Raw genomic sequence first — 26,388 nt, forward strand, 5'->3', positions numbered from 1 at the left:
GTCCGTCCTCGGAACGTCGCGGAATCGGTTTCTCACCGACTTGGCGGTGTTGACGCGACAACCGCTGCGGGCGGACACCCCCGACCCGTCCCCTTGCCGCCGTGGGCGCGTGGCAGCTCCGGCCGCTTCCGACAGGGCTGGGTCGCGGGTAGGGGCCGAGGCTACTCCGGGGGTTCGGTGGGGGCTGGGGGCGGCGGGGCCATCGGCCTCAGCTTCAGCCAGAGGAGGAAGAAGAGGCCCAGGGCAAGCATGGCGAGGCCGGTCCAGAGGTTGATGTTGATGCCCTGGGCCTTGGCGATGGCGGCGTCGTCGTCGGTGAGGCCGGCGATCGTGACTATGACGCCGTACAGGACGAACAGGGCGCCGATGATGCGGCGGATGTCGAAGAGGCGGGCGGCTGTCGCGGACTTGGTCTGTAGGTCGGAGACCTCGCACTGGAGGTCCTTGTCGGAGTGCTCAGACATGGCTGCTCGATTCTTGCGCGGTCAGAACGAGAACGGGATGTAGCAGGCGGTCGCCAGGATCACCGCGCCCCAGCCCAGCAGGGCCGGCTTGCGGTACCAGGCGTCGTCGCCGGCGGCCGGGGGTTCGGACATGCCGGGGGACCGGGTGCCGTAGACGAGGCCTTCGAGGTCCTTGGCCGGCTTGGGGGACGTGACGAGGGATACGGCGATCATCACGACCGCGCCGGCCACGAAGCCCGCTATCGCCGACACGAAGTTGGCGCCCTGGTCGGAGGGGATGTCGATGATGTCCCGCTTGTAGAGGACGAAGTAGTTGACCATCGCCGCCGTGGTGCCCGCGAGCAGGCCCCAGAAGCCGGACTTCATCGACGCGCGCTTCCAGAACATGCCGATGATGAAGACGACGAACATCGGGACGTTGAAGAAGGAGAACAGCGTCTGCAGGTAGCTCATGATGTTGGAGAAGGAGGAGGCCAGGAACGCCGTGCCGATCGAGGCGAGGACGCCTATCGCCGTGATCAGGCGGCCGAAGCGTACGTAGTACTCGTCGGGGCGGTCCTTGACCACGTACTTCTGCCAGATGTCGGCGGTGAAGACCGTGTTGAAGGACGAGATGTTGGCGGCCATGCCCGCCATGAACGCGGCCAGCAGACCGGTCACCGCGATGCCCAGGACGCCGTTGGGCAGCAGCTGTTCCATCAGGTACGGGATCGCGTCGTTGTACTGGAGGTCCGAGCCGGGGGTGCCGATCTTCGGGACCAGGACCGCCGCCACCAGGCCCGGGATCATCACCAGGAAGACGATGAAGATCTTGGGGAACGCGGCGATGAGGGGCGTCCGCTGGGCCGCTGAGAGGTTCTTCGCGGAGAGGGCTCGCTGGACCTCGGCGAAGTTGGTCGTCCAGTAGCCGAAGGACAGGACGAAGCCGAGACCGAGGACGATCGTCAGCCAGTTCGCGCCGAGCGGGTTCGGGTCGCCGATGCCCGTGCCGCCCCAGGAGGTCATGAAGTCGGCGCCGTGGGTCTTGGTGAGGGAGTCGGACAGGCCGTCCCAGCCGCCGACCTTCTTCAGGCCGAGGATGGTGATGGGGATGAGGGCCGCCAGGATCACGAAGAACTGGAGGACCTCGTTGTAGATCGCCGAGGAGAGGCCGCCGAGGGTGATGTAGGCGAGCACGAAGAAGCCGGCGACGACGATGGCCACCCACTGCGGCCAGCCGAGCAGGGCCTCGACGATGATCGCGAGGGCGTAGAGGTTGACGCCGGCGATCAGGATGGCGGCGAAGGCGAACAGGACCGAGCTGAGCAGGTGGGCTGCCTTGTCGAAGCGCAGGAGGAGGAACTCGGGGACCGAGCGGACCTTGCTGCCGTAGTAGAACGGCATCATCACCAGGCCCAGGAAGACCATCGCCGGGATGGCGCCGACCCAGTACCAGTGGGTGGTGTAGACGCCGTACTGCGCGCTGTTGGCGGCCATGCCGAGGATCTCGGTGGCACCCAGGTTGGCGGCGACGAACGCGAGACCGGTGACCCAGGCGGGCAGGGAGCGGCCGGAGAGGAAGAAGTCGAGGCTGGTCTTCACGGAGCTGCGGGCGGCGAAGCCGATGCCCAGGACGACGACGAAGTAGACGCCGAGGATCGTGTAGTCGAGCCAGTTCGTGGGGAGCCGCAGGTCGGCTGCCAGGTCAACCGCCTGGCGGGTGGAGGTTTGCATAAGCACTCGCTTCGTTGCGTGAACTGTCCGTAGCGGGACTCCTGCCTCCGAGTTCAGGTATTGAACTCTTTTGTTGACGCTCTTTGTTTGATTGTGATGTTGACGGCTGTGGGGAGTTGTGTTTCGATGTGTTTGGTTCTGTTTGGTGATTGAGTGGCTCGAATAGGGAGTCCGCAGTGAAGAAGACCTCGACCCGGCTGGCGGACGGTCGCGAGCTCATCTACTACGACCTGCGGGACGATGTCGTCCGGGACGCGGTCGACCGGCGGCCGCTGGAGCGGACCGTCACCACGTCCGAGGTGCGGCGGGATCCGCTGCTCGGTGACTCGGTCGCCATCGCCTCGCATCGGCAGGGGCGGACGTATCACCCGCCGGCCGACGAGTGTCCGCTGTGCCCCTCGCAGGGTGAGCGGCTGAGTGAGATCCCGGACTCGTCGTACGACGTCGTGGTCTTCGAGAACCGTTTCCCCTCGCTGGCCGGCGACTCCGGTCGCTGTGAGGTCGTCTGCTTCACCTCCGACCACAACGCGTCCTTCGCCGATCTGACCGAGGAGCAGGCGCGGCTGGTCCTGGAGGCGTGGACCGACCGGACGTCGGAGCTGTCCCATCTGCCCTCCGTCGAGCAGGTCTTCTGCTTCGAGAACCGGGGCGCCGAGATCGGCGTGACTCTGGGGCACCCGCACGGGCAGATCTACGCCTATCCGTTCACCACCCCGCGCACGGCGCTGATGCTGCGGTCGGTCGCGGCGCACAAGGACGCGACCGGCGGGGAGAACCTCTTCGACGCGGTCCTGGAGCGTGAACTCGCCGAGGAGCGGGTCGTCCTGGAGAGCGAGCACTGGGCTGCGTTCGTGCCGTACGCGGCGCACTGGCCGTACGAGGTGCACCTCTACCCGAAGCGGCGGGTGCCTGATCTGCTCGGTCTTGACGAGGACGCGCGCGCGGAGTTCCCCCGGGTGTATCTGGAACTCCTGCGGCGCTTCGACCGGATCTTCGATGGTCCCGGTGGGGAGAAGGATTCCGCGACTCCGTACATCGCCGCCTGGCATCAGGCGCCGTTCGGGGCGTTGGAGGAGTTCGAGGGGGTCAGCCGCGATGACTTCGCGCTGCACCTCGAGCTTTTCACGATCCGTCGTACGTCCGGCAAGCTGAAGTTCCTCGCGGGCTCCGAATCCGGGATGAACGTGTTCATCAACGACATCCGGCCGGAGGCCGCGGCACAGCGACTGCGGGAGGTAGCGAGTTCATGAGCGGTAAGTACCTGGTCACGGGCGGTGCGGGGTACGTCGGCGGGGTGGTCGCCCAGCATCTGCTGGAGGCGGGCCACGAGGTCGTCGTCCTCGACAACCTCTCCACCGGCTTCCGCGAAGGGGTGCCGGCGGGCGCCTCCTTCGTCGAGGGCGACATCCGTGACGCCGCCAAGTGGCTGGATTCCTCCTTCGACGCCGTGCTGCACTTCGCCGCCTCCTCGCAGGTCGGCGAGTCGGTCGTGAAGCCCGAGAAGTACTGGGACAACAACGTCGGCGGCACCATGGCGCTGCTCGGGGCCATGCGGGAGGCGGGCGTACGGCGGCTCGTCTTCTCCTCCACGGCCGCCACCTACGGCGAGCCGGAGGAGACTCCGATCGTCGAGTCGGCGCCGACCCAGCCCACCAACCCGTACGGGGCCACCAAGCTCGCCGTCGACCACATGATCACCGGTGAGGCCGCGGCGCACGGGCTGGGCGCGGTGTCGCTGCGGTACTTCAACGTGGCGGGTGCTTACGGGGCCCAGGGTGAGCGGCATGATCCCGAGTCGCATCTGATTCCGCTGGTCCTTCAGGTCGCGCAGGGCCGGCGCGAGGCGATCTCCGTCTTCGGTGACGACTATCCGACGCCGGACGGGACCTGCGTCCGCGACTACATCCACGTCGCCGACCTGGCCGAGGCGCACCTGCTTGCCGTCGAGGCCGCCGCCCCCGGCGAGCACCTGATCTGCAACCTCGGCAACGGCAACGGGTTCTCCGTCCGCGAGGTCATCGAGACGGTCCGCCAGGTCACCGGCCACCCGATCCCCGAGGTCGTGGCCCCGCGTCGGGGCGGCGACCCGGCGGTCCTGGTGGCGTCGGCCGACCGTGCGCGCGAGAAGCTGGGCTGGAACCCGTCCCGCGCGGACCTCGCGGGGATCGTCACGGACGCGTGGGACTTCGCGCAGCGGCGCGGCAATCAGTGAGCGGTACGAACGGAAGGTCAGGGTCAGGGCAATGAGCGAGGCTGTCGCAGGGGCTGTCGCCGAGCGGTTCGAGGAGCTGTACGGGGCGGGTCCCGAGGGGGTGTGGGCGGCGCCGGGCCGGGTCAACCTCATCGGCGAACACACCGACTACAACGACGGCTTCGTGATGCCGTTCGCCCTTCCGCACATCGCCGTCGCGGCCGTGTCGCGGCGCACCGACGGCCTGCTGCGGCTGCACTCGGCGGACATCGACGCCCCTGTGGTCGAACTGCGGCTGGACGACCTGGTCCCGGAGTCGGACCGGAACTGGACGGCGTATCCGGCGGGTGTGCTCTGGGCGCTGCGTGAGGCGGGGCACCCGGTCACCGGCGCGGACATCCACCTGGTGTCCACGGTGCCGTCCGGCGCGGGCCTGTCCTCGTCGGCGGCGCTGGAGGTCGTGGTCGCGCTCGCCCTGAACGACCTGTACGAACTGGGGCTCAAGCGCTGGCAGTTGGCCCGGCTGTGCCAGCGCGCCGAGAACGTGTACGTCGGCGCCCCGACCGGGATCATGGACCAGACCGCGTCCGCCTGCTGCGAGTCGGGCCACGCCCTGTTCCTCGACACCCGTGACCTGTCCCAGAAGCAGATCCCCTTCGACCTGGCCGCCGAGGGCATGCGCCTGCTGGTCGTCGACACCCAGGTCAAGCACGCGCACAGCGACGGCGAGTACGGCAAGCGGCGGGCCGGCTGCGAGAAGGGCGCGGCCCTGCTGGGCGTCGACGCGCTGCGGGACGTCCCCTACGCGGACCTGGACGCGGCGCTGGAGCGGCTCGGGGACGAGGAGGAGGTGCGCCGTCTGGTGCGCCATGTCGTCACCGAGGACGAGCGGGTCGAGCGGGTCGTGTCGCTGCTGGAGTCCGGCGACACCCGTGCGATCGGGCCTGTCCTCGTCGCGGGCCACGCCTCCCTGCGCGACGACTTCCGCATCTCCTGCCCGGAGTTGGACCTCGTGGTCGACACCGCCCTGGCCGCCGGAGCGCTCGGCGCGCGGATGACGGGCGGCGGGTTCGGCGGCTCGGCGATCGTGCTGGCGGATGCCGCCGAGGTCGACACGATCACCAAGTCGGTCCAGGAGGCCTTCGCGGCGGCCGGCTTCACCGCGCCGCGGGTGTTCGAGGCGGTGCCCTCGGCGGGAGCGCGTCGCCTGCGCTGAGCCACCCCGTTTCCCCACGTCAGCCCCATGCTCCCCAACGAGCGTGGGGCTGACGCTTGTTCAAGATGAACAACGGGAGATAGATCCACCGGGTGGTGTTTGTGAAGGTCCTCAAATGCGCCGACTGGTACGCCTGTTGACCATGTTGCTACTGATACGATCAATGTACTTTTCAGTAGGCTGACGGCGCGTCATGAACGCGTACGGGGGGACAGTCTCTAGGGCCCCATCGCAAAGGAAGGCTGTTGCTCTGGCCCCCGGCGCGAGGCGACTTGAAGAGAGTCTCATGACGTCATTCATCCAGGATCCGGTGTTGTGGATCCTGCTCATCGTGATCATCGCCGCGGTCTTCGCGGTGATGCGCGCGCGGAGAACCAACATGGCTCTCCGCCGCAACAACGACAACCTGCAAAGCAATCTGGTGGCCGTCCAAGGTCAACTGCGCCAGGTGCAGACGGGCTACGAAACCCTCACCGCACGGCATGTGGAGGACCTCTCGGAGGTCCGCAAGGACGCGGAGTCGGACACCAAGGCCGTCCTCAAGTCGGCGATGGGCACGCTCCAGTCCCTCGCCGAGGAGCAGCAGGTGCTCCTGGACAACCTGCAGAAGGAGTACGGCGACGACTCCGGCGTGCTGGCCGACCTGATGCTGGTCGACCACACCAGCAGCCAGTTCAGCCGTCGTACCAAGGGCATCTCGGTACTGTGCGGGGGCTGGCTCGGGCGGCGCGACGAGAGCGCCTCGGTGTTCGACGTGGCCCGCAGCGCCCAGGGCCGGATCAAGGACTTCTCCCGGGTCCGGGTCAACGCCCAGGTCAGCATCTCCATCACCGGCAAGGCCGTCGAGCCGGTCGCCGTCGTCCTCGCCGAACTCCTGGACAACGCGACCAAGTACAGCGCGCCCCAGTCGCCGGTGGAGATCAACATTCAGGCCGTGCCCACGGGGGTGTGTCTGGTGGTCGACGACGCCGGTGTGGGCATGAGCCAGGAGACCAAGGCCCGTGCCGCGACCCTGCTGTCGCCCGACAGCACCGTCGACATCACCGGCCTCGGTGACCCGCCCAAGTTCGGCTTCGCCGTGTGCGGGATGCTCGCCGCCCGCTACGGCTTCTCGGTGTCCGTCGACTCGGTCTCCCCCTATGGCGGAGTGCGCGCCGTGATCCGTGTGCCGGAGGGCCTCTTGACCACTGACGCTCCCCAGCCCGCCGTGTCGTACGAGGACCGTGAGGTGGAGGACCAGCAGGCCGAGCAGCGCGAGCGGCCCCGGGTCACGGTGCCCGCCCCCGGGCCGACGCTCGTCGTCGGCACCACGCAGGGCGGACTGCCCAGGCGCCGGAGGCGCAACAGGCCCGTCTCCATGGTCCCCCAGCCCGACCAGGCGGCATCCGCCACGTCGGGTTCCGACGGGGAGAACACCAGCGAAGTGACGGCGTCACGGATCGGCGCGTTCGCCCGCGGCACGCACCTCGGCCGGGTCTCGAACAACACGGAAGGATCCCAGAACCAGTGAATCCCGACCTCTCCTGGGTGCTGAACGGCGTGCTCGAGGTGCGTGGGGCACGCCATGCGATCCTGGTCTCCGCCGACGGCCTGCTGATGCAGCGCTCCGACGACATCAGCCGTGACGAAGCGGAGAAGAACGCGGCGGCGATGAGCTCCATCCAGTCCCTGTGCCGGGCCGTGTCCGGGTTCGTGGGCGGTGGACACGGGACCTGGAAACAGACGCTCGTCGAGTTCGACGGCGGATGGATCTTCCTGGTGGCCGCGGGCAGCGGCGCCTACCTGGCCGTATCGGCGGCACTGGACGTCGACATGGAAGCCATGTCCTTCCGGATGCAGAAGACCGTGAGCGCGCTGCGCGAGGCGATGAGCGCCGCGCCGCGCCTGAACGCCGGTGCGGACGCATGACCGGTCCCGGCGAGGAAGCTCCGGTCACCAGCGACTTCGTCCGTTCCTACGTCATCACCGGCGGACGGCGGCTGCCGTCGGCGGACGACCTGGCCCTGCACACCCTGGTCACCCTGGCCCCCGACCGTGAACTGCCCCTGGGCGCCGGTCCCGAGGTCCGTGCCATCTGGGAGCTGTGCGGGGGCGGCTACCTGTCCGTGGCGGAGGTGGCCGGCCATCTGGCGCTGCCGGTAGGCGTGGCCCGACTGCTGCTCACCGATTTATTCGAACAGGGCCACCTTCTGCGCCGCTCCGAACCCACCCGCGCCCAGCTCGCTGACCGAGAGACCCTCGAGAAGGTTCTGCATGGACTCGAAACCCTCATCGTCTGAGACGGCCGCTACGGGGACGATCTATGTCTCCGACGCGGTCACCACCGCCGCGAAGATCCTGGTCGTGGGGCATTTCGCGGTGGGCAAGACGACCTTCATCGGCTCGCTGTCGGAGATCACGCCGCTGCGCACCGAGGAGAAGATGACGCAGGCGTCCCTGCATGTGGACGACCTGCGGGGCGTACCGGACAAGGTGACCACCACCGTGGCCCTGGACTTCGGACGTCTGACCCTGACCGAGGAACTCGTGCTCTACCTGTTCGGCACCCCCGGACAGCAGCGCTTCATGCAGCTGTGGGAGGACATGGCCCGCGGCGCGCTCGGCGCGCTGCTGCTGGTCGACCCCGCGCGGCTGGAGGAGACGTTCCCCGTCATCGACCTGATCGACGAGTACGGGCTCGAGTACGCCATCGCCGTCAACAGCTTCGACTCCCGGTTCTTCGACGAGGCGGAGATCCGCGAGGCCCTCGACCTGCTGCCGGACACCCCTGTCGTCTACTGCGACGCCCGCGACCAGCGGTCGTCCGCGAACGCGTTGATCGCCCTGGTCCGCCATCTGCTCGATCGCGCGGCCTGATCCACTCCCTCCCCGGCCGGGCCGCCAGGCCCAGGCCCGCAAAGGACTCCCCCGTGGACACTCACCACTCGTCGGGCGCCCCCGCCGGCGCCAGATGCCCCATGTTCGACGGCACCTTCACCGCCGACCCGCAGCAGGTCTACGACCGGGTCCGCGCCCACGGTCCCGCGGGACCCGTGGAACTCGCGCCCGGCGTGGACGCCACCCTGGTCGTCGAGCACGAGATGGCCCTCAGGGTGCTGCAGAACCCCTCCCTGTTCGCCCGTGACTCCCGCCGCTGGAAGGCGCTGAACGAGGGCCGCGTCCCCCTCGACAGCCCCATCCTGGCGATGATGGCCTACCGGCCCAACTGCCTGTTCACCGACGGGGCCGTGCACCTCAGGCTGCGCCAGGCGGTCACCGCGAGCTTCGACCGGCTGAACATGAGGCGGCTGCGCCGGGACGTCGAGCCGATCGCCGACTTCCTCATCGACCAGTTCAGCGAACGCGGCCGCGCCGACCTGATCAACGACTACGCCAAGATGCTGCCGCTGCTGCTGTTCAACAAGCTCTTCGGCTGCCCCGCCGACATCGGCGACACCCTCACCAGCTCGCTGGGCGCCCTCTTCGACGGCATCGACGTGCAGCGCGCCAACGAGGAACTGACCGCCGGCCTGATGCAGCTGATCTCCCTCAAGCGCCGGCGGCCCGCCGAGGACGTCACCTCCTGGCTCATCCAGCACCCCGCGGGCCTGACCGACGAGGAGCTCAAGGACCAGCTCGTCATGCTGATGGGCGCCGGCTTCGAACCCCAGCGCAACCTCATCGGCCACGCCCTGCACCTGCTGCTGTCCAAGGAGGGCGCGGGCTCCGGCATGCTGATCGAGGAGGCCATCGACCACGTCCTGTGGAACAACCCGCCCATCGCCAACTACGCCGCGCACTTCCCGGTGCAGAACGTCGACCTCGGCGGGGTGGTCGTCGAGGCGAACTCGCCGGTCGTCATCAGCTTCGCCGGCGCCAACAGCGACCCGGCCCTCAAGGAGGCCCGCGAGTCCCACAACAAGGGCGCGCACCTGGCGTGGGGGGCGGGCCCGCACTCCTGCCCGGCCAAGGACCCGGCCCTGGTGATCGCCATCGCCGCGATCGAGCGGATCCTCAACGCGCTGCCCGACCTCACCCTGGCGGTGCCGGACGAGGCCCTGCAGTACCGGCCGGGGCCGTTCCAGCACGCGCTGGCCGCCCTGCCGGTGCGGTTCAGCCCGACCCCGGCCACCCGCATGGTCTCGGCCCTGCAGACGTCGGCGCCGCTGCCCGCGCCCGAGCAGCCGGTCCTACCGACCGGTGTCGAGCCCGTACCGCAGGCGCAGCCGGCGCAGAAGAGGGGCTTCTGGAGCACCCTGGTCGACCTGTTCCGGGTCTGACAGATCACCAACTGACGGCGGTGCACCGAGAGTCCGGTGCACCGCATGTGACGGGAGCAACACAGAGCGGCGCATGACGGGGCATAGGGGAAGGGTAGGTTCCGCAAGTAACGGAAACGCCCAGCTATAAAGGAGCTCCGCGTGACCGCCGTTGGCGACATAAGCGGAACCACCACTGACCGTCGAGCCGTCATCTCCCTTCTCCGGCGCCTGCGTTCCCCCGAAGGCCAAAGCAACCCGCTGCCCGTGTGGGACCGACTCCGCGCCCTCGGCGACGTCGTTCCCGCTCCCTGGGGTGGTTACCTGGTCACCGGACACGACGCCTGCAACCAGGTCCTGCGCGGCAGGAACTGGCTGGTGCCGGACCTCGCCTGGCAGGAACGACAGCCCCACCCCGAACGCTGGCAGGATTCCGCCGTCCAGGCGATGAGCCGGGCCCTGTTCCGGCTCAACGCGCCGAGCCACACCCGGCAGCGCCGCAGCCTGGGCAACCTCTTCGACCGCCGCACCCTCGACTCGCTGGCACCCCGTATCGCGGACCACGCCCGGAGGATCGTGAACGAACTGGCCGATCGAATACGCGACGGCGGTGAGGCCGACTTCGTCACCGTCGTCGGTGACCAGTTGCCGGTCCTCACCGTCGGAGAGTGGCTCGACATCCCCGCGCGACACCACGCGCACATCCTCGACTTCACCCACCGCCAGGTCCACTCCCAGGAACTCCTTCCCACCAAGAGCGAGTTGGCCGTCTCCACCCAGGCGACCGCGGAGATGCGGACGTTCTTCACCGCACTCATCGCCGAACGCCGTGCCCGCCCCGGCGACGACGTGATCTCCGACTGGATCAGACACTGGGACGAGCAGTTGCCCGGTGACCCGGCCGCCGCCGACCGGACCGTCTACGACCTGGTCATGTTCATCACCATCGCCTCGCTGGAGACCTCGGCGACGCTGATGGCCACCGCCGTCTGGTTACTGACCAGGGACAGCGGCCAGTGGGAGTGGCTGCGCCGACACCCCGAACACGTCGACGACGCGGTCGAGGAGGCGCTGCGCTACGACCCCCCGGTGCACATCAACACCCGTATCGCCGCCGACGACACGGTCCTGGCCGGCACCCCGATCGCCAAGGACCAGATGGTCCACGTGATGTACGGGGCGGCCGCCCACGACCCGCGGCGCAACGAGCACCCGGAACGCTTCGACGTCCTGCGCGCCGGCAGCCACATGACCTTCGGCGGAGGCATCCACTACTGCCTGGGAGCGGCCCTGGCCCGGCTCGAAGGCCGTACGCTCCTGACCGAGCTGCTGAAACGTTTCCAGACTTTGCGCCCGGTCTCCGCCCCGGCGTACGCGCCCCGGATGGTGTTCCGCCGCGTGACATCCCTGAAAGTGACCACAGATGACGACCCCGCCGGTCCTGCGCCCCCGCCTCTCGCTGAAGACCTTGCGAGTCCATCGGCAGGACAGTGTCCTGTTCATCGAACTCAGCACCCCTGAGCCCGGCAACGTCGTCACGGACGCGATGCTGGACGACCTGTGGGCCGTCCTCGCGCACCAGGAACCGGACGTGCGGGTGCTCGTCCTGTCCGGTGCCGGGGACGACTTCTGCGTCGGCGGCGACCGCACCGAGTTCGCCGAGCACCTGGGCGAGGACCCCACGGGCGGCGGCGTCCGGATCTCGGGGGCCAAGGCCCGGCGCGTGAGTGAGGCGCTCACGTCCAACCCCGCGGTCACCGTCGCCCGGGTCCACGGCAAGGTGATAGGCGCCGGGTTCGCCCTGGCGCTCGCCTGCGACCTGCGCGTCGGTGCCGAGGACGCGAGCTTCCGGCTGCCCGAACTCGCCTTCGGCCTGCCCATGGCCTGGGGCGGTCTGCTGCCCCGGCTGCTCAACGAGGTCGGCGCCGCCCGCGCCCGTGAACTGGTCCTCACGGGCCGTGCCTTCGACGCTCAAGAAGCCCTGTCCCTCTCGATCCTGCACAAGGCCGTTCCCGCCGAAGGGCTCGACGCGGCCGTCACAGCATGGGCCAAGCCCATCACCAGACGCCCGCCCGCCGCCCTGCGGGTCACCAAAACCCTGCTCAACTCCTACACGGCCGCCACACGGCTGGCCGATCTCTCCGGACTCGACGCCGAACTGATGGCGGCGGTCGTCGCCGAGAACGGGCGCAAAGGCGCCGGCCACTGACTCACACCCACCGCTTGACCAGCGTGTACTCGGTGATCCCCGGCGGATAGTCGGGGATCACGGACACCACCTCGTAGCCCTGCTTCTGATAGAACCGCGGCGCCTGGAAGTCCCAGGTCTCCAGGCGTGCGGCCAAACAGCCCCGCTGGTCGCGGGCGGCTCGCTCCGCCCTGGCGAGCAGCCGGGAGCCGATCCCGGAACCCCGGTGGCGTTCGTCGACCCACAGGTACGTCACATGCAGCCAGCCCGCCCAGGTGTGGCCGACGAGGCCGCCGGCCAGGGCGTCGGTGTCGTCCAGCGCCCAGATGTGGAGCGGGACCTCGCGTGCGCCGGGTGTGGCGCGCAGGGCGCGTAGGACGGGGGAGGCGGCGGTGTTCGTCTCCCGCAGCCGATTCCGGAGCAGATCACGCCGTTCCTTGTCGACTTCTGTCTCGATACGAAACATGCGGCTCACCATAAACGCGTCGGACAGTCAGTTCTGCAAATTACCTTCCGCTCTCGGCCCTCGCCCGTACTCTGATGAACAGCACCGGTGGGGGCCGGTGCTGATCAGGGGGCGAGACAGTCGGGTACGACGCCCGATGGGGGGTAGCGGTCTCTTCACGGCGGCGGCCGTGCGGTGACGTCATCCCCAGGCGTCGTACCCGCGCTCCGTCACCGTTCTCCGGACCTGGGGTATCCCCGGCTCTTCAGGAGCTTGGGGAAGGGGGTTTCGTGGTTCGCATCCGAGTGCTGGTCGTCGACGACCATCGCATCTTCGCCGAGTCGCTCGCCGCCGCCCTGGCCGCCGAGCCCGACGTGGAGGTCTCCGCGGCGGGCAGCGGCCCGGCCGCGCTGCGCAGCCTGGAGCGCGCGGCCGCCGAGGGGCGCCGCTACGACGTGCTGCTCGTCGACGCCGACCTGGGCGGCGGCATACCGGGCATACGGCCCGCGGTGCCCGTCCAGGAGGTGGGCGAGGACGGCCTCGTCGACGGTATCTCGCTGGTCGTCGGCGTGCGTGCCGCGCAGCCCGCGGTACGGATCGTGGTGCTGGCCGAGAAGGACGACCCCCGGCGGGCGGCGCTGGCCCTGCAGGCCGGCGCGTCCGGATGGGTGGCCAAGGACTGCTCGCTGTCCCGGTTGCTCACGGTCATCCGGGGCGTGCTGCGCGAGGAGACCCATCTGCCGCCCGCGCTGCTCACCGGTGTGCTGCGGGAGCTGACGGCAGCCCGCAAGCACCGCACCGAGAGCGAGCGGCTGGTGGAGTCCCTCACCCCGCGCGAGCGGGAGGTGCTGCGCTGCATGGTCGCGGGTCTCGGCCGCAAGGCGGTCGCCGAGCGGCTGTTCCTCTCCCCGCACACCGTCCGCACCCATATGCAGAACGTGCTCGGCAAGCTCGGCGTGCACAGCACCCTGGCCGCCGTCGCACTGGCACGGCGAGCGGGCGTGGGCCCCGTGGACCTAGCCGGGGATGTTGTCGAACGGGGCGGTCAGCTGGCGTAGCAGGTCCGCCAGCTCGCCCCGTTGGGCGCGGGAGAGTTCCGCGAGGATCGCGCGCTCCTGGTACAGCAGACCGGCCAGGGCCTGGTCCGCGCGGTCCTGGCCCTCCTCGGTGAGGCGGACCAGCACACCGCGCCGGTCGCTGGGGTCGGGCTGCCGTTCCACCAGGCCCTTCTTCGCCAGCCGGTCGATGCGGTTGGTCATGGTGCCCGAGGTGACCAGGGTCTGCGTGAGCAGCTGCCCCGGCGAGAGCTGGTACGGCGTCCCCGCACGCCTGAGCGCGGTCAGCACGTCGAACTCCCAGGGCTCCAGGGCGTGCTCGGCGAAGGCCAGCCGACGCGCCCGATCGAGGTGCCGGGCCAGTCTGCTCACCCGGCTGAGTACCTCAAGCGGCTCCACGTCGAGGTCCGGGCGCTCCCGGCGCCACGCTGCGACCAGCCGATCGACCTCGTCCTCCATGACGATCAGTGTAGTGGTTGTGTCGATGTGAAGTCTCTTGATATCGAGTCTCTTGACATCAAGGTAAATCGGCGGAGATTCTGAGACGGTTCGATCACGGTCACACCGAGGAGGCCACATGTCCGCCGCCACCACCTGGGACCCCGCTCAGTACCTGCGTCACGCCGACCACCGGGCCCGCCCCTTCACGGACCTCCTGGCCCGCGTCCCGGACCTCCCGGCCGACCCGCCCCGCATCGCCGACCTCGGCTGCGGCCCCGGCAACGTGACGACTCTGCTCGCCGCCCGCTGGCCCACCGCCCTCGTCACCGGGTACGACAACTCGCCCGAGATGCTCGACCGGGCCCATGTGGAGTACGAGGGCCCGACCCCGGGGGGCGGCCGGCTCGACTTCGCCCACGCCGACGTGCGGACCTGGGCGCCCACCCGGCCGTACGACCTGATCGTCAGCAATGCCACGCTGCAGTGGGTCCCCGGGCACGTGGAGCGGTTCGCGGACTGGGTGGCGGGGCTGACGCCCCGTGGCACCCTCGCCTTCCAGGTGCCCGGGAACTTCGACTCCCCGAGCCACCGGCTGATGCGCGAGCTCGCCCACTCCGCCCGCTGGAAGGACCGCCTCGCCGACACCCTCCGGCACGACGACGCCGTCCACACCCCGCGGTTCTACCTGGAGAGGCTGGCCGACCTCGGCTGCGAGGTGGACGCGTGGGAGACGACGTACGTCCATCTGCTGCGGGGCGAGGACCCGGTGCTGGACTGGGTCAAGGGGACCGGCCTGCGCCCCGTCCTCACCGCCCTCGCGGACGATCCGGAGGCTCAGGAGGAGTTCGTGGACGCGTACCGGGCGGCTCTGCGGGAGGCGTATCCGTCGCGTGCGCACGGCACGCCGTTCCCGTTCCGCCGGGTGTTCGCGGTCGCCCGCAGGGAGGCGTGATGATCGTCGGGCGGTTCAGCTCTTCCGTCGCCCTATCAAGTGCGGCTTCGCCTCCAGCCCGTCCAGCCCGTGCCAGGCCAGGTTGACCAGGTGGGCGGCCACCTCCGCCTTCTTCGGGCGGCGGACGTCCAGCCACCACTGGCCGGTCAGGGCGACCATCCCGACCAGGGCCTGGGCGTACACGGGGGCCAGCTTGGGGTCGAAGCCGCGGCTCTTGAACTCGCGGCCCAGGATGTCCTCCACCTGGGTGGCGATGTCCGAGATCAGCGAGGCGAAGGTGCCCGTCGACTGCGGGATGGGGGAGTCGCGGACCAGGATGCGGAAACCGTCCGTGTACTCCTCGATGTAGTCGAGGAGCGCGAAGGCGGCCTGCTCGCAGAGCTCTCGGGGGTGGCCGGCCGTCAGCGAACTGGTCACCATGTCCAGCAGGCGGCGCATCTCACGGTCCACCACCACCGCGTACAGCCCCTCCTTGCCGCCGAAGTGCTCGTAGACCACCGGCTTGGACACCCCGGCCTTCGCCGCGATCTCCTCCACCGACGTGCCCTCGAAACCCTTCGCCGAGAAAAGGGTGCGACCGATCTCCAGCAACTGTTCGCGGCGCTCGGCACCGGTCATCCGGGTGCGACGCGCACGCCGCGGCTTGTCATTGCTCGGGGTGCTGCTGGAGTCGGTCGCCACGGCGTCAATCATGCCGCCTCGGCGGTCTCCCTCTTCCGTCGGGAGCCGTCCTCCCCGGTGTTACGGCGGGAATCGATACGCGAGCGTGACGGCCACCGCACGTCGTAGGCCCACCCCAGCATCTCGAACCAGCGGATGAAGCGTGCCGAGGAGTCCAACTGCCCCCGCTCCACCCCGTGCCGCGCCGACGTGGGGTCGGCGTGGTGCAGGTTGTGCCAGGACTCACCGCAGGACAGGACCGCCAGCCACCACACGTTGCCTGAGCGGTCTCGCGACTTGAACGGACGCTTGCCCACCGCGTGACAGATCGAGTTGATCGACCAGGTCACGTGGTGCAGCAACGCCACCCGGACCATCGACCCCCAGAAGAACCCGGTGAACGCCCCCCACCAGGACATCGTCACCAGCCCACCGATCAGCGCCGGCAGCGCCAGCGACACGAACGTCCACAGCACGAACTGGCGGGAGATCGCCCGGATCGCGCCGTCCTTGATCAGATCCGGGGCGTACTTCTCCTGAGAGGTCTGCTCCTCGTCGAACATCCAGGCGATGTGGGCCCACCACAGGCCCTTCATCAGCGCCGGGACCGTCTCCCCGAAGCGCCAGGGTGAATGCGGGTCGCCCTCGGCGTCCGAGAACTTGTGGTGCTTGCGGTGGTCGGCCACCCAGCGCACCAGCGGCCCCTCGACCGCCATCGACCCGGCGATCGCCAGCGCGATCCGCAGCGGCCGCTTGGCCTTGAAGGAACCGTGGGTGAAGTACCGGTGGAAACCGATCGTGATGCCGTGACAACCCAGGAAGTAGAAGAACACCAGCAGGCCGAGGTCCAGCCAGCTCACGCCCCATCCCCATGCCAGCGGCACGGCCGCCAGCAGCGCGAGGAAGGGGACGGTGATGAAGAGCAGCAGCGCGATCTGCTCGATCGAACGCTTCTGTTCGCCGCCCAGGGTGCCGATGGGCGTCAAAGAGCCGTCAGTCGCCTTCGAAGGATCGTCGATCACGTCGGAGCTTGAGGTCATGCGCGTCCCCTGTGGGGTCGTGGAATGTGGCAGATGCCAGGTCACCGGAATCATGGAGGGCTTCCTACGGTTCCGTAACCTACGGCATCGTAAGTATGGCAGTGCACTGCCCGGCGGCAAGAGCCCGACAGTCTGCGCGTCCACACGGACACCTATCCTTGTGTCGGTCGGACAGCGCGGTCCGCTCTGAACTCTTCCCGGCTGTCCAGCCTCGTATGCGGCAGCGCCGCCCGAGGCCGCCGTCCGGGTTCCCTCCCAGACGAGCTTCAACACTGCAAGGAGCCGCACCTGTGAGCAGTGCCGACGACCTGACAACTCCGACCACCCCGACGAGCAGCGCACTGCGCGCCGACATCAGGCGACTGGGTGACCTCCTCGGTGAGACCCTCGTCCGGCAGGAGGGCCCCGAGCTGCTCGAACTGGTCGAGAAGGTCCGCCGCCTCACCCGTGAGGACGGCGAGGCCGCCGCCGAGCTGCTGCGCGGCACCGAACTGCAGACCGCCGCCAAGCTGGTCCGCGCCTTCTCCACCTACTTCCACCTGGCCAACGTCACCGAGCAGGTCCACCGCGGCCGCGAGCTGCGCGCCAGGCGCGCAGCAGAGGGCGGCCTCCTCGCCCGCACCGCCGACCGCCTCAAGGACGCCGACCCCGAACACCTGCGCCAGACGGTCGCCAACCTCAACGTCCGCCCGGTGTTCACCGCCCACCCCACCGAGGCCGCCCGCCGCTCCGTCCTCAACAAGCTCCGCCGCATCGCCGCGCTCCTGGAGACCCCGGTCATCGAGTCCGACCGCCGGCGTCACGACACCCGGCTGGCCGAGAACATCGACCTCGTCTGGCAGACCGACGAGCTGCGCGTGGTACGCCCCGAGCCTGCCGACGAGGCCCGCAACGCCATCTACTACCTGGACGAGCTGCACGCCGGCGCGGTCGGCGACGTCCTGGAGGACCTGACCGCGGAACTGGAGCGCGTCGGCGTCAAGCTCCCCGACGAGGCCCGGCCGCTCACCTTCGGCACCTGGATCGGCGGCGACCGCGACGGCAACCCCAACGTCACCCCCCAGGTCACCTGGGACGTCCTCATCCTCCAGCACGAGCACGGCATCAACGACGCCCTGGAGACGGTCGACGAGCTGCGCGGCTTCCTGTCCAACTCGATCCGCTACACCGGCGCCACCGACGAGCTCCTGGACTCCCTCGGCACCGACCTGGAGCGCCTCCCGGAGATCAGCCCCCGCTACAAGCGCCTCAACGCCGAGGAGCCCTACCGCCTCAAGGCCACCTGTATCCGGCAGAAGCTGGAGAACACCAAGCAGCGCCTGGCCAAGGGCATCCCGCACGAGCAGGGCCGCGACTACCTCGGCACCGCCGAGCTGATCCACGACCTCACCCTGATCCAGACCTCGCTGCGCGAACACCGCGGCGGCCTCTTCGCCGACGGCCGCCTGGACCGCACCATCCGCACCCTCGCCGCGTTCGGCCTCCAGCTCGCCACCATGGATGTACGGGAACACGCGGACGCCCACCACCACGCCCTCGGCCAGCTCTTCGACCGCCTCGGCGAGGAGTCCTGGCGGTACGCCGACATGCCCCGCGAGTACCGGGCCAAGCTGCTCGCCAAGGAGCTGCGCTCACGCCGCCCGCTCGCGCCCACCCCGGCGCCGGTGGACGCGGCCGGCGAGAAGACCCTCGGCGTGTTCCAGACCGTGAAGCGGGCCCTGGAGGTCTTCGGACCCGAGGTCATAGAGTCGTACATCATTTCGATGTGTCAGGGTGCCGACGACGTGTTCGCCGCCGCCGTCCTCGCCCGCGAGGCGGGCCTCATAGACCTGCACGCCGGCTGGGCGAAGGTCGGCATCGTGCCGCTGCTGGAGACCACCGACGAACTCAAGGCCGCCGACACCATCCTGGAGGACATGCTCTCCGACCCGTCCTACCGGCGCCTGGTCGCGCTGCGGGGCGACGTCCAGGAGGTCATGCTCGGCTACTCCGACTCCTCCAAGTTCGGCGGCATCACCACCAGCCAGTGGGAGATCCACCGCGCCCAGCGCCGCCTGCGTGACGTCGCCCACCGCTACGGCGTCCGGCTGCGCCTCTTCCACGGCCGCGGCGGCACCGTCGGCCGCGGCGGCGGCCCCTCCCACGACGCGATCCTCGCCCAGCCCTGGGGCACCCTGGAGGGCGAGATCAAGGTGACCGAGCAGGGCGAGGTCATCTCCGACAAGTACCTCGTGCCATCCCTGGCCAGGGAGAACCTGGAGCTGACCGTCGCGGCCACGCTCCAGGCGTCCGCCCTGCACACCGCCCCCCGCCAGTCGGTCGAGGCGCTGGCCCGCTGGGACGCGGCCATGGACGTGGTCAGCGACGCCGCCCACGACGCCTACCGCAAGCTCGTCGAAGACCCCGACCTGCCCACGTACTTCCTCGCCTCCACGCCGGTCGACCAGCTCGCCGACCTGCACCTGGGCTCGCGGCCCTCCCGCCGCCCCGGCTCGGGCGTCTCGCTCGACGGGCTGCGCGCCATCCCGTGGGTGTTCGGGTGGACCCAGTCCCGGCAGATCGTCCCCGGCTGGTTCGGGGTCGGCTCCGGCCTCAAGGCACTGCGCGAGGCGGGACTACGGCAAGAAGGCGACGCCGTGCTGGAGGAGATGCACGAGCACTGGCACTTCTTCCGCAACTTCATCTCCAACGTCGAGATGACCCTCGCCAAGACGGACCTGCGGATCGCCCAGCACTACGTCGACACCCTGGTCCCCGACGAGCTCAAGCACGTCTTCGACACGATCCGGGCCGAGCACGAACTCACCGTGCGCGAGGTGCTCAGGGTGACGGGCGAGACGGAACTGCTGGACGCCACCCCCGTCCTCCAGCAGACCGTCTCCATCCGCGACGCCTACCTGGACCCGATCTCCTACCTCCAGGTCGCCCTGCTCAAGCGGCAGCGCGACGCGGCCGCCGCGGGCGAGGAAGCCGACCCGCTGCTCTCCCGCGCCCTCCTGCTCACCGTCAACGGCGTGGCCGCGGGCCTGCGCAACACCGGCTGACGGCCCCCGCACGAACGGCGGTGCCCCCGAGCCCTGAGAGACCCGGGGGCACCGCCGTTTCGCGTGATCAGGTCCTGCGGCGACGGAACACCAGGTAGCCGCCCGCGGCGACCAGCGCGGCCGCGGCCCCCGACAGCAGACCCACCGGGGCCCCGTTGCCGGTCTCCGCGAGGCCGCCACCGGGGCCCTGGGCGGACGGGGAGGAGGAGGCCGACGGGGCCGTCGACTCACCGACGGACGAGCTCGGGCTCGGCGACGCGGACGGGTCCGCCGACTCGCTCACCGACGAACTCGGTGAGGAGCTCGCCGAAGAGCTTGGTGAGGAGCTCGCCGAAGCGCTCGCCGAAGTGCTCGGCGAGGCCGACCCGGACGGCGTCGAACCGCCACCCCCGTCGTCCTCGCAGTCCGACCAGAACACCTTGTGCTTGGCGGCGCCGTTCTCGCCGTCGAAGTTCCAGAACAGCTTGTAGTGCCCGTCGGGCAGCGACATGTCGTCGGTACGGCCGTGACCGTCGGGGTCCAGGGCGATCTCGCCGGACTTCACGGTCTCGCCCTTGACGTCGGCCGTCGGGGCCCAGGCCTCGATGTGCCAGTCGACTTCCTGGACGGCGTCGAAACCGAAGGCGTCGAGGTAGAAGGAGCAGACGTGGGGCTCGTTCTTGCGGAGCTCCTCGCCGGTGGTGGCGTCGTGGATCTTCACGGTGCCGTTGTCGCCGGGGACGGCGGAAACAGGTGTGGCGTGCGCGAGGGGGGAGGCCAGGAGGGCCGCCGTCGCTGCGGCGGACAGGACGCCGACGCGGCTGAGGATACGCATGGGGCAGTTCCATCTTCGAGATGCGAAAGGGAAGATGTGGAGGGTGCCGCTCAGCTTCCGCCCGGACTGACCGCAGGTCAATCACAAAGAGGGCACGAATAGTTCGGCCACCGAAGCCGAGACCCCCGAAGCGCCTCAGACCACCACAAAAGTCGCCGTGAGCAACGCGACCCCCGACCCCGCCATCACCCAGGCCACCCGCGTCCGTCGCAACCCGCCCGCGACCACCACCGACGCCAGCAACAGCGCCCCGCCCATCGGCACCCACGCGTAGAGGATCCCGGCGGGACCCGAACGCACCACGTCGTCACTGCCGGGCTTGACCACCACGTCGTACGTCCGGCCCTTCCGCACGGCGACCGTGTGCTCGATGACCACGCTCCTCCTGGCCGTCGAACCGACGGACATCGGCGTGTACGGGCCCGTGCAGGTGTCCGCACCGCACCGCGTCACCTGGATCGTGCCCCGCTCCCGCCCCTTGGTGAGCATCACGTGCTGAGCGGAACCCCAGGACGCCCACACCCCCGCGATCAGGATCAGCAGCGCGACCGTGCCCATCGCCGCGACCCGCCCGAACCGCAGCGCGACGACCGAGGCCCGACGGGACGGGGTGGCTGAGGCACGCGAAGGCATGGCCGGGATCATTGGCCATGGTCCTGCACCCGGTCAACTCCAGCGAGGCCCGGTGGGCGGACAAGTCAGGAGTTGTACGTGCTTTGCGCCCGCTCCAACCCCTCGATCACCAGCGCCTCGACAGCGTCCGAGGCCCGGTCCACGAAGTAGTCCAGCTCCTTGCGCTCCGCCCCCGAGAAGTCCTTCAGCACGAAGTCCGCGACCTGCATACGACCCGGAGGCCGGCCGATCCCGAAGCGCACCCGGTGATACTCCGCACCCATCACCTTCGTCATCGACTTCAGCCCGTTGTGCCCGTTGTCCCCGCCGCCCAGCTTCAGCCGCAGCGTGCCGTAGTCGATGTCCAGCTCGTCGTGCACGGCCACGATGTTCGCCACCGGCACCTTGTAGAAGTCCTTGAGCGCGTTCACCGGCCCACCCGACAGGTTCATGTACGACATCGGCTTCGCCAGCACCACCCGCCGGTTCCCCGGCCCGGGCGGCCCGATCCGCCCCTCGACGACCTGTGCCTGCGCCTTGCCGGCCCGCTTGAACCGGCCCCCCATCCGCTCCGCGAGCAGATCGGCGACCATGAAACCGACGTTGTGCCGGTTCGCCGCGTACTCCGGCCCCGGATTGCCCAGCCCCACGATCAGCCAGGGCGCGTTGGCATCGGTCGTCACGTACATGTCTCCCTTGTATACGCGCCAGCCGCCGTCCCCGACGGGAACAGCGGCTGACGAAACGACGAAGGTGAGGATCAGGCCTCGGCGGCCGCGTCGCCCTCGGCCTCGTCCTCGGTGACCTCCTCGGCCTGCGCGGCCAGGATCTGCAGGACCACGGTGTCACCGTCGACGCCCAGCTTGGTGCCCGCCGGCAGCGGGATGTCCTTGGCGAGGATGGAGTCACCGGCGGTCAGACCCTCGATGGAGACCGTGGCCGACTCGGGGATGTGGGTGGCCTCGGCCTCGACCGGAAGCGCGTTCAGGACGTGCTCCAGCAGGTTGCCGCCCGGGGCCAGCTCGCCCTCGGTGTGCACGTAGATCTCGACGTTGACCTTCTCGCCACGCGTGACCAGCTGCAGGTCGACGTGCTCCAGGAAGCCCTTGATCGGGTCACGCTGCACGGACTTCGGGATCGCCAGCTCGTTGGACTTGCCGTCGATGTCCAGGGCGATCAGGACGTTCGGCGTACGCAGCGCGAGCAGCAGGTCGTGGCCGGGCAGCGTGAGGTGGATCGGGTCGGAACCGTGACCGTACAGAACGCCGGGAACCTTGCTGTCGCGGCGGATGCGACGGGCGGCACCCTTGCCGAACTCGGTGCGGGTCTGGGCGGCGATCTTGACCTCGGACATGCGGATCACTCCTCGTGAAACTAGGACGGACGTGGTCACCCGGCCACGAACGGCCTGCTACGAAGAGCGCGTCGATAACGGACAGCCACCACCTGCGCGAACAGGTACGGCCTCCCTCGCCGAGCAACTTCGGCAGTCTACTCGGAGGGGGAGGCCGTACCCAAAAGGATCTTCACCGCGGGACCGCCGCGGTCTTCACCGCGGGACCGCCGCGGTCTCTCCTGCGGTCCCTGCTGCTGTCTCTACTGCTCGTCGAACAGGCTCGTCACCGAACCGTCCTCGAACACCTCACGCACCGCACTCGCGATCGTCGGCGCGATCGACAACACCGTGATCTTGTCCAGGTCACCGCTCAACTCGCCCGGAGTGGGCAGCGTGTTGGTGAAGACGAACTCACTCACCCGGGAGTTCTTCAACCGGTCCGCGGCCGGACCGGAGAGCACACCGTGGGTGGCCGTCACTATGACGTCCTCGGCACCGTGCGCGAACAGGGCGTCCGCGGCGGCGCAGATCGTGCCACCGGTGTCGATCATGTCGTCGACCAGCACACACACCCGGCCCTTGACCTCACCCACGACCTCGTGGACGGTCACCTGGTTCGCCACGTCCTTGTCACGCCGCTTGTGCACGATGGCGAGCGGCGCGCCCAGCCGGTCACACCAGCGGTCGGCGACCCGCACCCGACCGGCGTCCGGGGACACGACCGTCAGCTTGTCCCGGTCCACCTTCGCGCCCACGTAGTCCGCGAGGAGCGGCAGAGCGAACAGGTGGTCGACAGGCCCGTCGAAGAAGCCCTGGATCTGGTCGGTGTGCAGGTCCACGGTCAGGATCCGGTCGGCACCGGCCGTCTTCATCAGATCCGCGACCAGACGCGCCGAGATCGGTTCACGCCCGCGGTGCTTCTTGTCCTGCCGCGCGTAACCGTAGAACGGCACGATGACGGTGATGGAACGGGCCGACGCCCGCTTCAGCGCGTCGATCATGATCAACTGCTCCATGATCCACTGGTTGATCGGAGCCGTGTGGCTCTGGATCACGAAGCAGTCCGCACCACGTGCCGACTCCTGGTAACGAACGTAGATCTCACCGTTCGCGAAGTCGAAGGCCTTGGTCGGGACGACCCCGACACCCAGCTGCTGGGCGACCTCCTCGGCAAGCTCGGGGTGGGCGCGGCCGGAGAAGAACATCATCTTCTTCTCGCCGGTCGTCTTGATCCCGGTCACAGCACTGTCTCCTCAGAGGTTTCTCAGCGGGTACCGGACGGCCCTCTCAGCTGATCGCGAGAGACCGTCTCCGGTGGCGGGGTGCGGGTGTGCACCTATCACGGTACGCCGTGCCCGGCGCGTCCGTTTCCGGTCAGTCTTCGCTTTCTTCCTGACGGGACGTGGCCTCGGCCGCCTTCGCCGCCGCGCTCCCCGGACGCTTACGGGCCACCCAACCCTCGATATTCCGCTGTTGACCACGGGCCACGGCCAGCGAACCGGGCGGCACGTCCTTCGTGATCACAGACCCCGCGGCGGTGTAGGCACCGTCCCCGACCGTGACGGGAGCCACAAACATGTTGTCCGAACCGGTACGGCAGTGCGAACCGACCGTCGTGTGGTGCTTGTCCTGGCCGTCGTAGTTCACGAACACACTCGCCGCACCGATGTTGGTGTGCTCACCGATCGTCGCGTCACCGACGTAGGAAAGGTGCGGCACCTTCGTCCCCTCGCCGATCGAGGCGTTCTTGGTCTCCACGTACGTACCGACCTTGGACCTCGCTCCGAGCCGGGTACCGGGACGCAGGTACGCGAACGGCCCCACGGTCGCCTGCGGACCCACCTCCGCACCGTCCGCCACGGTGTTGTCGACCCGCGCACCGGCCCCCACCCGGGTGTCGGTGAGCCGGCTGTTGGGACCGACCACGGCGCCCTCACCGAGATGCGTGGACCCGTGCAGCTGCGTCCCCGGCTGGACGGTGGCGTCCTGCTCGAACGTGACGGTGACATCGACCCACGTCGTCGCAGGGTCGACCACGGTGACACCGGCGAGCATCGCACGCGTCAGCAACCGGTCATTGAGGATCCGCCGCGCCTCGGACAGCTGCACACGGTTGTTGATCCCGGCGATCTCCCGGTGGTCGGCCGCCACGGACGCACCCACCCGGTGACCGGCCTCCCGCAGAATCCCCAGGACGTCCGTCAGGTACTCCTCACCCTGCGAGTTGTCCGTACGCACCTTCCCCAGCGCCTCGGCGAGCAACTGCCCGTCGAACGCGAACACACCCGAGTTGATCTCCCGGATCGCACGCTGCGCCTCGGACGCGTCCTTGTGCTCGACGATCGCGGTGACCGGACCCGACGCCCCCTCCCGCACGATCCGGCCGTACCCGGTGGCGTCCGGCACCTCGGCCGTCAGCACGGTGACGGCGTTGCCGTCGGCGGAGTGGGTGGCGGCGAGCTGCTGGAGCGTCTCGCCGGTCAGCAGGGGGGTGTCCCCGCAGACGACGACCACGGTCCCGTCCACCGGGCCGCCCAGCTCGTCGAGGGCCATCCGCACGGCGTGCCCGGTGCCGTTCTGCTGCGCCTGTACGGCCGTACGGACCTCGGTGTCGACCTCGGCGAGGTGCGCGGTGACCTTCTCGCGGGCGTGGCCCACGACCACGACCAGGTTCTCCGGCTGCAACTCGCGGGCGGCGGCCAGCACATGGCCCACGAGGGAACGGCCACAGATGTCGTGCAGGACCTTCGGTGTGGCCGACTTCATACGGGTGCCCTCACCCGCTGCGAGAACGACGACGGCTGCCGGGCGAATGGCGCTCACGGGGTTGCCCTTCGGCTTCTGGGGTGGGGTTGGTCATCCGCAGGATACCGGGGCGTTTCGCGGGGGACATGAGGAAGGGCCCTGACTGTGAGGTCAGGGCCCGCACCGAGAATGGCTCCCCCGCCAGGACTCGAACCTGAAATACATCATCCAAAGTGACGTGTGTTGCCGATTACACCACGGGGGATCACGGGACGCAGCCTACGCGGTTCGCAGCTCGGCCTCCACCACCATGGCAGACCACCAGCCTTCGATGCGACGGTACAAGTCGGCTCCCTTCAGGACTCTGACCACCAGGCAGCCCCGGTAGGAGTGACCTACGTTCTTCCGGACCGTCTTCGGGTTGTGCTTCTTGATGGTCGTTTTGTAGAACGCGGAGCGGTCGGCGCCGACGAGATCGGCCCAGTACTGTTCGGCAGCAGTCACGTCCGCGGTCTCATGGATCATGACGGTGTACCGCAGGCGCTCTCGGTCGACCCCGAGAAGGTCCAGCCAGGCCCGGAAAACCTTGATCATGCCTGGGTCGCTGTTGACGAAGATGACGTTTTCGCGGCGGTCGTACGGCTTGTCCTTGGTTCCCTCCGCCCAGTACAAGCCGACCCCCAAGAGGAACAGCTCTCGGTCGGACAGCTCGCCGATTTCCGCGGCAGCTGAGGTCTTTGTTCGCTGCCGTCCCTCGTCCCGCACCGCCAGCTCGTGCTCCCACCGCTTCCGAGCAGCCAACTTCGCCTGTTCCGTCGGGGCCCGTCGCTCCGGCTTCGGCAGATCCCGTACCCACAGCGAGATCGAACTCTTCGAGCACCCCAGCTCCACCTGGATCTGGTCATACGTCCAGCCCTGGAGGCGGAGTTCCCTCGCCCTGTCCCTCAGATCGTCCTTCGCGTTCGGGCGCTTTGTCCATTCAGGCGGCGGCTCGCCCTCCAGGAGGCGGTTGAGGATGTCGTTGTTGTCGATGCGCAGCCGGTCGCGGATCTGGCGTCGGCTGAGCCCCGCCCGCCGCAGCGCCACGGCCCGCTCCCGCAGCCCCTCGAAGTCGGCGTACTTGCCCTGTGGATGTGCCATAGGCATACCGTGCGGGCGGAATCCGATCTTCCGGTGTCGAACGGTGATCGAATCAGCAGTTCGAGGGATAGCGGGCGGATTCGTCGTCGTCCGG

26 protein-coding genes and 1 tRNA gene are annotated in these 26,388 nt (G+C 69.1%); 13 read left to right on the forward strand and 14 right to left on the reverse strand.

Annotated features, from left to right (window positions below):
- Window positions 1–161: 161 nt before the first annotated feature.
- Together ABZ027_RS26780 and ABZ027_RS26785 are read right to left on the reverse strand one after the other, a co-directional pair.
- Window positions 162–464: a hypothetical protein gene (locus ABZ027_RS26780; RefSeq protein WP_356772646.1), complete on the reverse strand. Its 303-nt coding sequence runs from the start codon at window positions 462–464 to the stop codon at window positions 162–164.
- 21 nt (window positions 465–485) lie between these two features.
- The gene (locus ABZ027_RS26785; protein WP_356772648.1) at window positions 486–2,177 is read right to left on the reverse strand and encodes a sodium:solute symporter family protein; all 1,692 of its coding nucleotides are present in this window, start codon (window positions 2,175–2,177) and stop codon (window positions 486–488) included.
- A gap of 176 nt (window positions 2,178–2,353) precedes the next feature.
- Here ABZ027_RS26785 and galT point away from each other — a divergent pair, with 176 nt between their 5' ends.
- The 10 genes from galT to ABZ027_RS26835 all read left to right on the forward strand — a co-directional run bounded on the left by galT (window position 2,354) and on the right by ABZ027_RS26835 (window position 12,031).
- Complete coding sequence (gene galT, locus ABZ027_RS26790) at window positions 2,354–3,427, forward strand: galactose-1-phosphate uridylyltransferase (RefSeq protein WP_356772650.1); 1,074 nt, start codon at window positions 2,354–2,356, stop codon at window positions 3,425–3,427.
- Window positions 3,424–4,389 carry a UDP-glucose 4-epimerase GalE gene (gene galE / locus ABZ027_RS26795; protein WP_356772652.1) on the forward strand — a complete coding sequence of 322 codons (966 nt, stop codon included), beginning with the start codon at window positions 3,424–3,426 and terminating at the stop codon, window positions 4,387–4,389. Before galT ends, galE begins: the two co-directional genes overlap by 4 nt.
- A gap of 31 nt (window positions 4,390–4,420) precedes the next feature.
- Complete coding sequence (gene galK / locus ABZ027_RS26800) at window positions 4,421–5,584, forward strand: galactokinase (protein WP_356772654.1); 1,164 nt, start codon at window positions 4,421–4,423, stop codon at window positions 5,582–5,584.
- A gap of 286 nt (window positions 5,585–5,870) precedes the next feature.
- Window positions 5,871–7,094, forward strand: a complete 1,224-nt coding sequence (locus ABZ027_RS26805; RefSeq protein ID WP_356772656.1) for an ATP-binding protein — start codon at window positions 5,871–5,873, stop codon at window positions 7,092–7,094.
- Window positions 7,091–7,492: a roadblock/LC7 domain-containing protein gene (locus tag ABZ027_RS26810; RefSeq protein ID WP_356772658.1), complete on the forward strand. Its 402-nt coding sequence runs from the start codon at window positions 7,091–7,093 to the stop codon at window positions 7,490–7,492. Before ABZ027_RS26805 ends, ABZ027_RS26810 begins: the two co-directional genes overlap by 4 nt.
- Window positions 7,489–7,863: a DUF742 domain-containing protein gene (locus ABZ027_RS26815; protein WP_356772660.1), complete on the forward strand. Its 375-nt coding sequence runs from the start codon at window positions 7,489–7,491 to the stop codon at window positions 7,861–7,863. Before ABZ027_RS26810 ends, ABZ027_RS26815 begins: the two co-directional genes overlap by 4 nt.
- Entirely contained in the window at window positions 7,838–8,440 is a 603-nt protein-coding gene (locus ABZ027_RS26820) for an ATP/GTP-binding protein (protein WP_356772662.1), read from the forward strand. The genes ABZ027_RS26815 and ABZ027_RS26820 overlap by 26 nt, the downstream gene beginning before the upstream one ends.
- 101 nt (window positions 8,441–8,541) lie before the next feature.
- Window positions 8,542–9,843 (forward strand): cytochrome P450, encoded by a 1,302-nt coding sequence (locus ABZ027_RS26825; RefSeq protein WP_356772789.1) that lies wholly within the window; start codon window positions 8,542–8,544, stop codon window positions 9,841–9,843.
- A gap of 141 nt (window positions 9,844–9,984) precedes the next feature.
- Complete coding sequence (locus ABZ027_RS26830) at window positions 9,985–11,343, forward strand: cytochrome P450 (protein WP_356772664.1); 1,359 nt, start codon at window positions 9,985–9,987, stop codon at window positions 11,341–11,343.
- A complete protein-coding gene (locus ABZ027_RS26835) occupies window positions 11,246–12,031 on the forward strand; it encodes an enoyl-CoA hydratase/isomerase family protein (protein WP_356772666.1) in 786 nt (261 codons plus the stop codon). The genes ABZ027_RS26830 and ABZ027_RS26835 overlap by 98 nt, the downstream gene beginning before the upstream one ends.
- A 1-nt stretch (window position 12,032) precedes the next feature.
- Here the strand turns inward: ABZ027_RS26835 and ABZ027_RS26840 are convergent, their stop codons facing one another.
- A complete protein-coding gene (locus ABZ027_RS26840) occupies window positions 12,033–12,488 on the reverse strand; it encodes a GNAT family N-acetyltransferase (RefSeq protein WP_356772668.1) in 456 nt (151 codons plus the stop codon).
- Window positions 12,489–12,745: 257 nt separating this feature from the next.
- On the opposite strand from ABZ027_RS26840, the gene ABZ027_RS26845 reads away from it, so the two are divergent.
- A complete protein-coding gene (locus ABZ027_RS26845; RefSeq protein WP_356772670.1) occupies window positions 12,746–13,513 on the forward strand; it encodes a response regulator transcription factor in 768 nt (255 codons plus the stop codon).
- Here the strand turns inward: ABZ027_RS26845 and ABZ027_RS26850 are convergent.
- On the reverse strand, window positions 13,472–13,969 hold the full coding sequence (locus ABZ027_RS26850) for a MarR family transcriptional regulator (RefSeq protein WP_356772672.1): 498 nt from the start codon (window positions 13,967–13,969) through the stop codon (window positions 13,472–13,474). The two genes, ABZ027_RS26845 and ABZ027_RS26850, sit on opposite strands and share 42 nt — an antisense overlap.
- Window positions 13,970–14,087: 118 nt before the next feature.
- Between ABZ027_RS26850 and ABZ027_RS26855 the strand changes: the two genes are divergently transcribed.
- Window positions 14,088–14,903 (forward strand): trans-aconitate 2-methyltransferase, encoded by an 816-nt coding sequence (locus ABZ027_RS26855; RefSeq protein WP_356772674.1) that lies wholly within the window; start codon window positions 14,088–14,090, stop codon window positions 14,901–14,903.
- A 15-nt stretch (window positions 14,904–14,918) separates the two neighbouring features.
- On the opposite strand, the gene ABZ027_RS26860 is transcribed toward ABZ027_RS26855, so the two are convergent.
- Window positions 14,919–15,596 carry a TetR/AcrR family transcriptional regulator gene (locus ABZ027_RS26860; RefSeq protein WP_356772676.1) on the reverse strand — a complete coding sequence of 226 codons (678 nt, stop codon included), beginning with the start codon at window positions 15,594–15,596 and terminating at the stop codon, window positions 14,919–14,921.
- Window positions 15,593–16,603, reverse strand: a complete 1,011-nt coding sequence (locus tag ABZ027_RS26865; protein WP_356772677.1) for a fatty acid desaturase — start codon at window positions 16,601–16,603, stop codon at window positions 15,593–15,595. Before ABZ027_RS26865 ends, ABZ027_RS26860 begins: the two co-directional genes overlap by 4 nt.
- Window positions 16,604–16,893: 290 nt before the next feature.
- Here ABZ027_RS26865 and ppc point away from each other — a divergent pair, with 290 nt between their 5' ends.
- Window positions 16,894–19,647 (forward strand): phosphoenolpyruvate carboxylase, encoded by a 2,754-nt coding sequence (gene ppc, locus ABZ027_RS26870; protein ID WP_356772679.1) that lies wholly within the window; start codon window positions 16,894–16,896, stop codon window positions 19,645–19,647.
- A 67-nt stretch (window positions 19,648–19,714) separates the two neighbouring features.
- On the opposite strand, the gene ABZ027_RS26875 is transcribed toward ppc, so the two are convergent.
- From ABZ027_RS26875 to ABZ027_RS26910, 8 genes are all read right to left on the reverse strand, one after another.
- Window positions 19,715–20,461, reverse strand: coding sequence for an LPXTG cell wall anchor domain-containing protein (locus ABZ027_RS26875; RefSeq protein ID WP_356772681.1), 747 nt, complete (start codon window positions 20,459–20,461; stop codon window positions 19,715–19,717).
- Between the two features lie 135 nt (window positions 20,462–20,596).
- A complete protein-coding gene (locus ABZ027_RS26880) occupies window positions 20,597–21,106 on the reverse strand; it encodes a hypothetical protein (RefSeq protein ID WP_356772683.1) in 510 nt (169 codons plus the stop codon).
- Window positions 21,107–21,159: 53 nt separating this feature from the next.
- Complete coding sequence (gene pth / locus ABZ027_RS26885) at window positions 21,160–21,762, reverse strand: aminoacyl-tRNA hydrolase (RefSeq protein WP_356772685.1); 603 nt, start codon at window positions 21,760–21,762, stop codon at window positions 21,160–21,162.
- A 71-nt stretch (window positions 21,763–21,833) separates the two neighbouring features.
- Window positions 21,834–22,427: a 50S ribosomal protein L25/general stress protein Ctc gene (locus tag ABZ027_RS26890; RefSeq protein WP_356772687.1), complete on the reverse strand. Its 594-nt coding sequence runs from the start codon at window positions 22,425–22,427 to the stop codon at window positions 21,834–21,836.
- A gap of 242 nt (window positions 22,428–22,669) precedes the next feature.
- Complete coding sequence (locus tag ABZ027_RS26895; RefSeq protein ID WP_356772689.1) at window positions 22,670–23,650, reverse strand: ribose-phosphate diphosphokinase; 981 nt, start codon at window positions 23,648–23,650, stop codon at window positions 22,670–22,672.
- A 133-nt stretch (window positions 23,651–23,783) separates the two neighbouring features.
- Window positions 23,784–25,232 carry a bifunctional UDP-N-acetylglucosamine diphosphorylase/glucosamine-1-phosphate N-acetyltransferase GlmU gene (gene glmU, locus ABZ027_RS26900; protein ID WP_356772691.1) on the reverse strand — a complete coding sequence of 483 codons (1,449 nt, stop codon included), beginning with the start codon at window positions 25,230–25,232 and terminating at the stop codon, window positions 23,784–23,786.
- 112 nt (window positions 25,233–25,344) lie between these two features.
- Window positions 25,345–25,419: transfer RNA gene (locus ABZ027_RS26905), tRNA-Gln, on the reverse strand.
- A 14-nt stretch (window positions 25,420–25,433) separates the two neighbouring features.
- A complete protein-coding gene (locus tag ABZ027_RS26910; RefSeq protein ID WP_356772693.1) occupies window positions 25,434–26,294 on the reverse strand; it encodes a hypothetical protein in 861 nt (286 codons plus the stop codon).
- Window positions 26,295–26,388: the final 94 nt, after the last annotated feature.

It is taken from the genome of Streptomyces sp. NPDC006332 (assembly GCF_040612855.1).
In the GTDB taxonomy this organism is placed as follows: Bacteria; Actinomycetota; Actinomycetes; order Streptomycetales; family Streptomycetaceae; genus Streptomyces.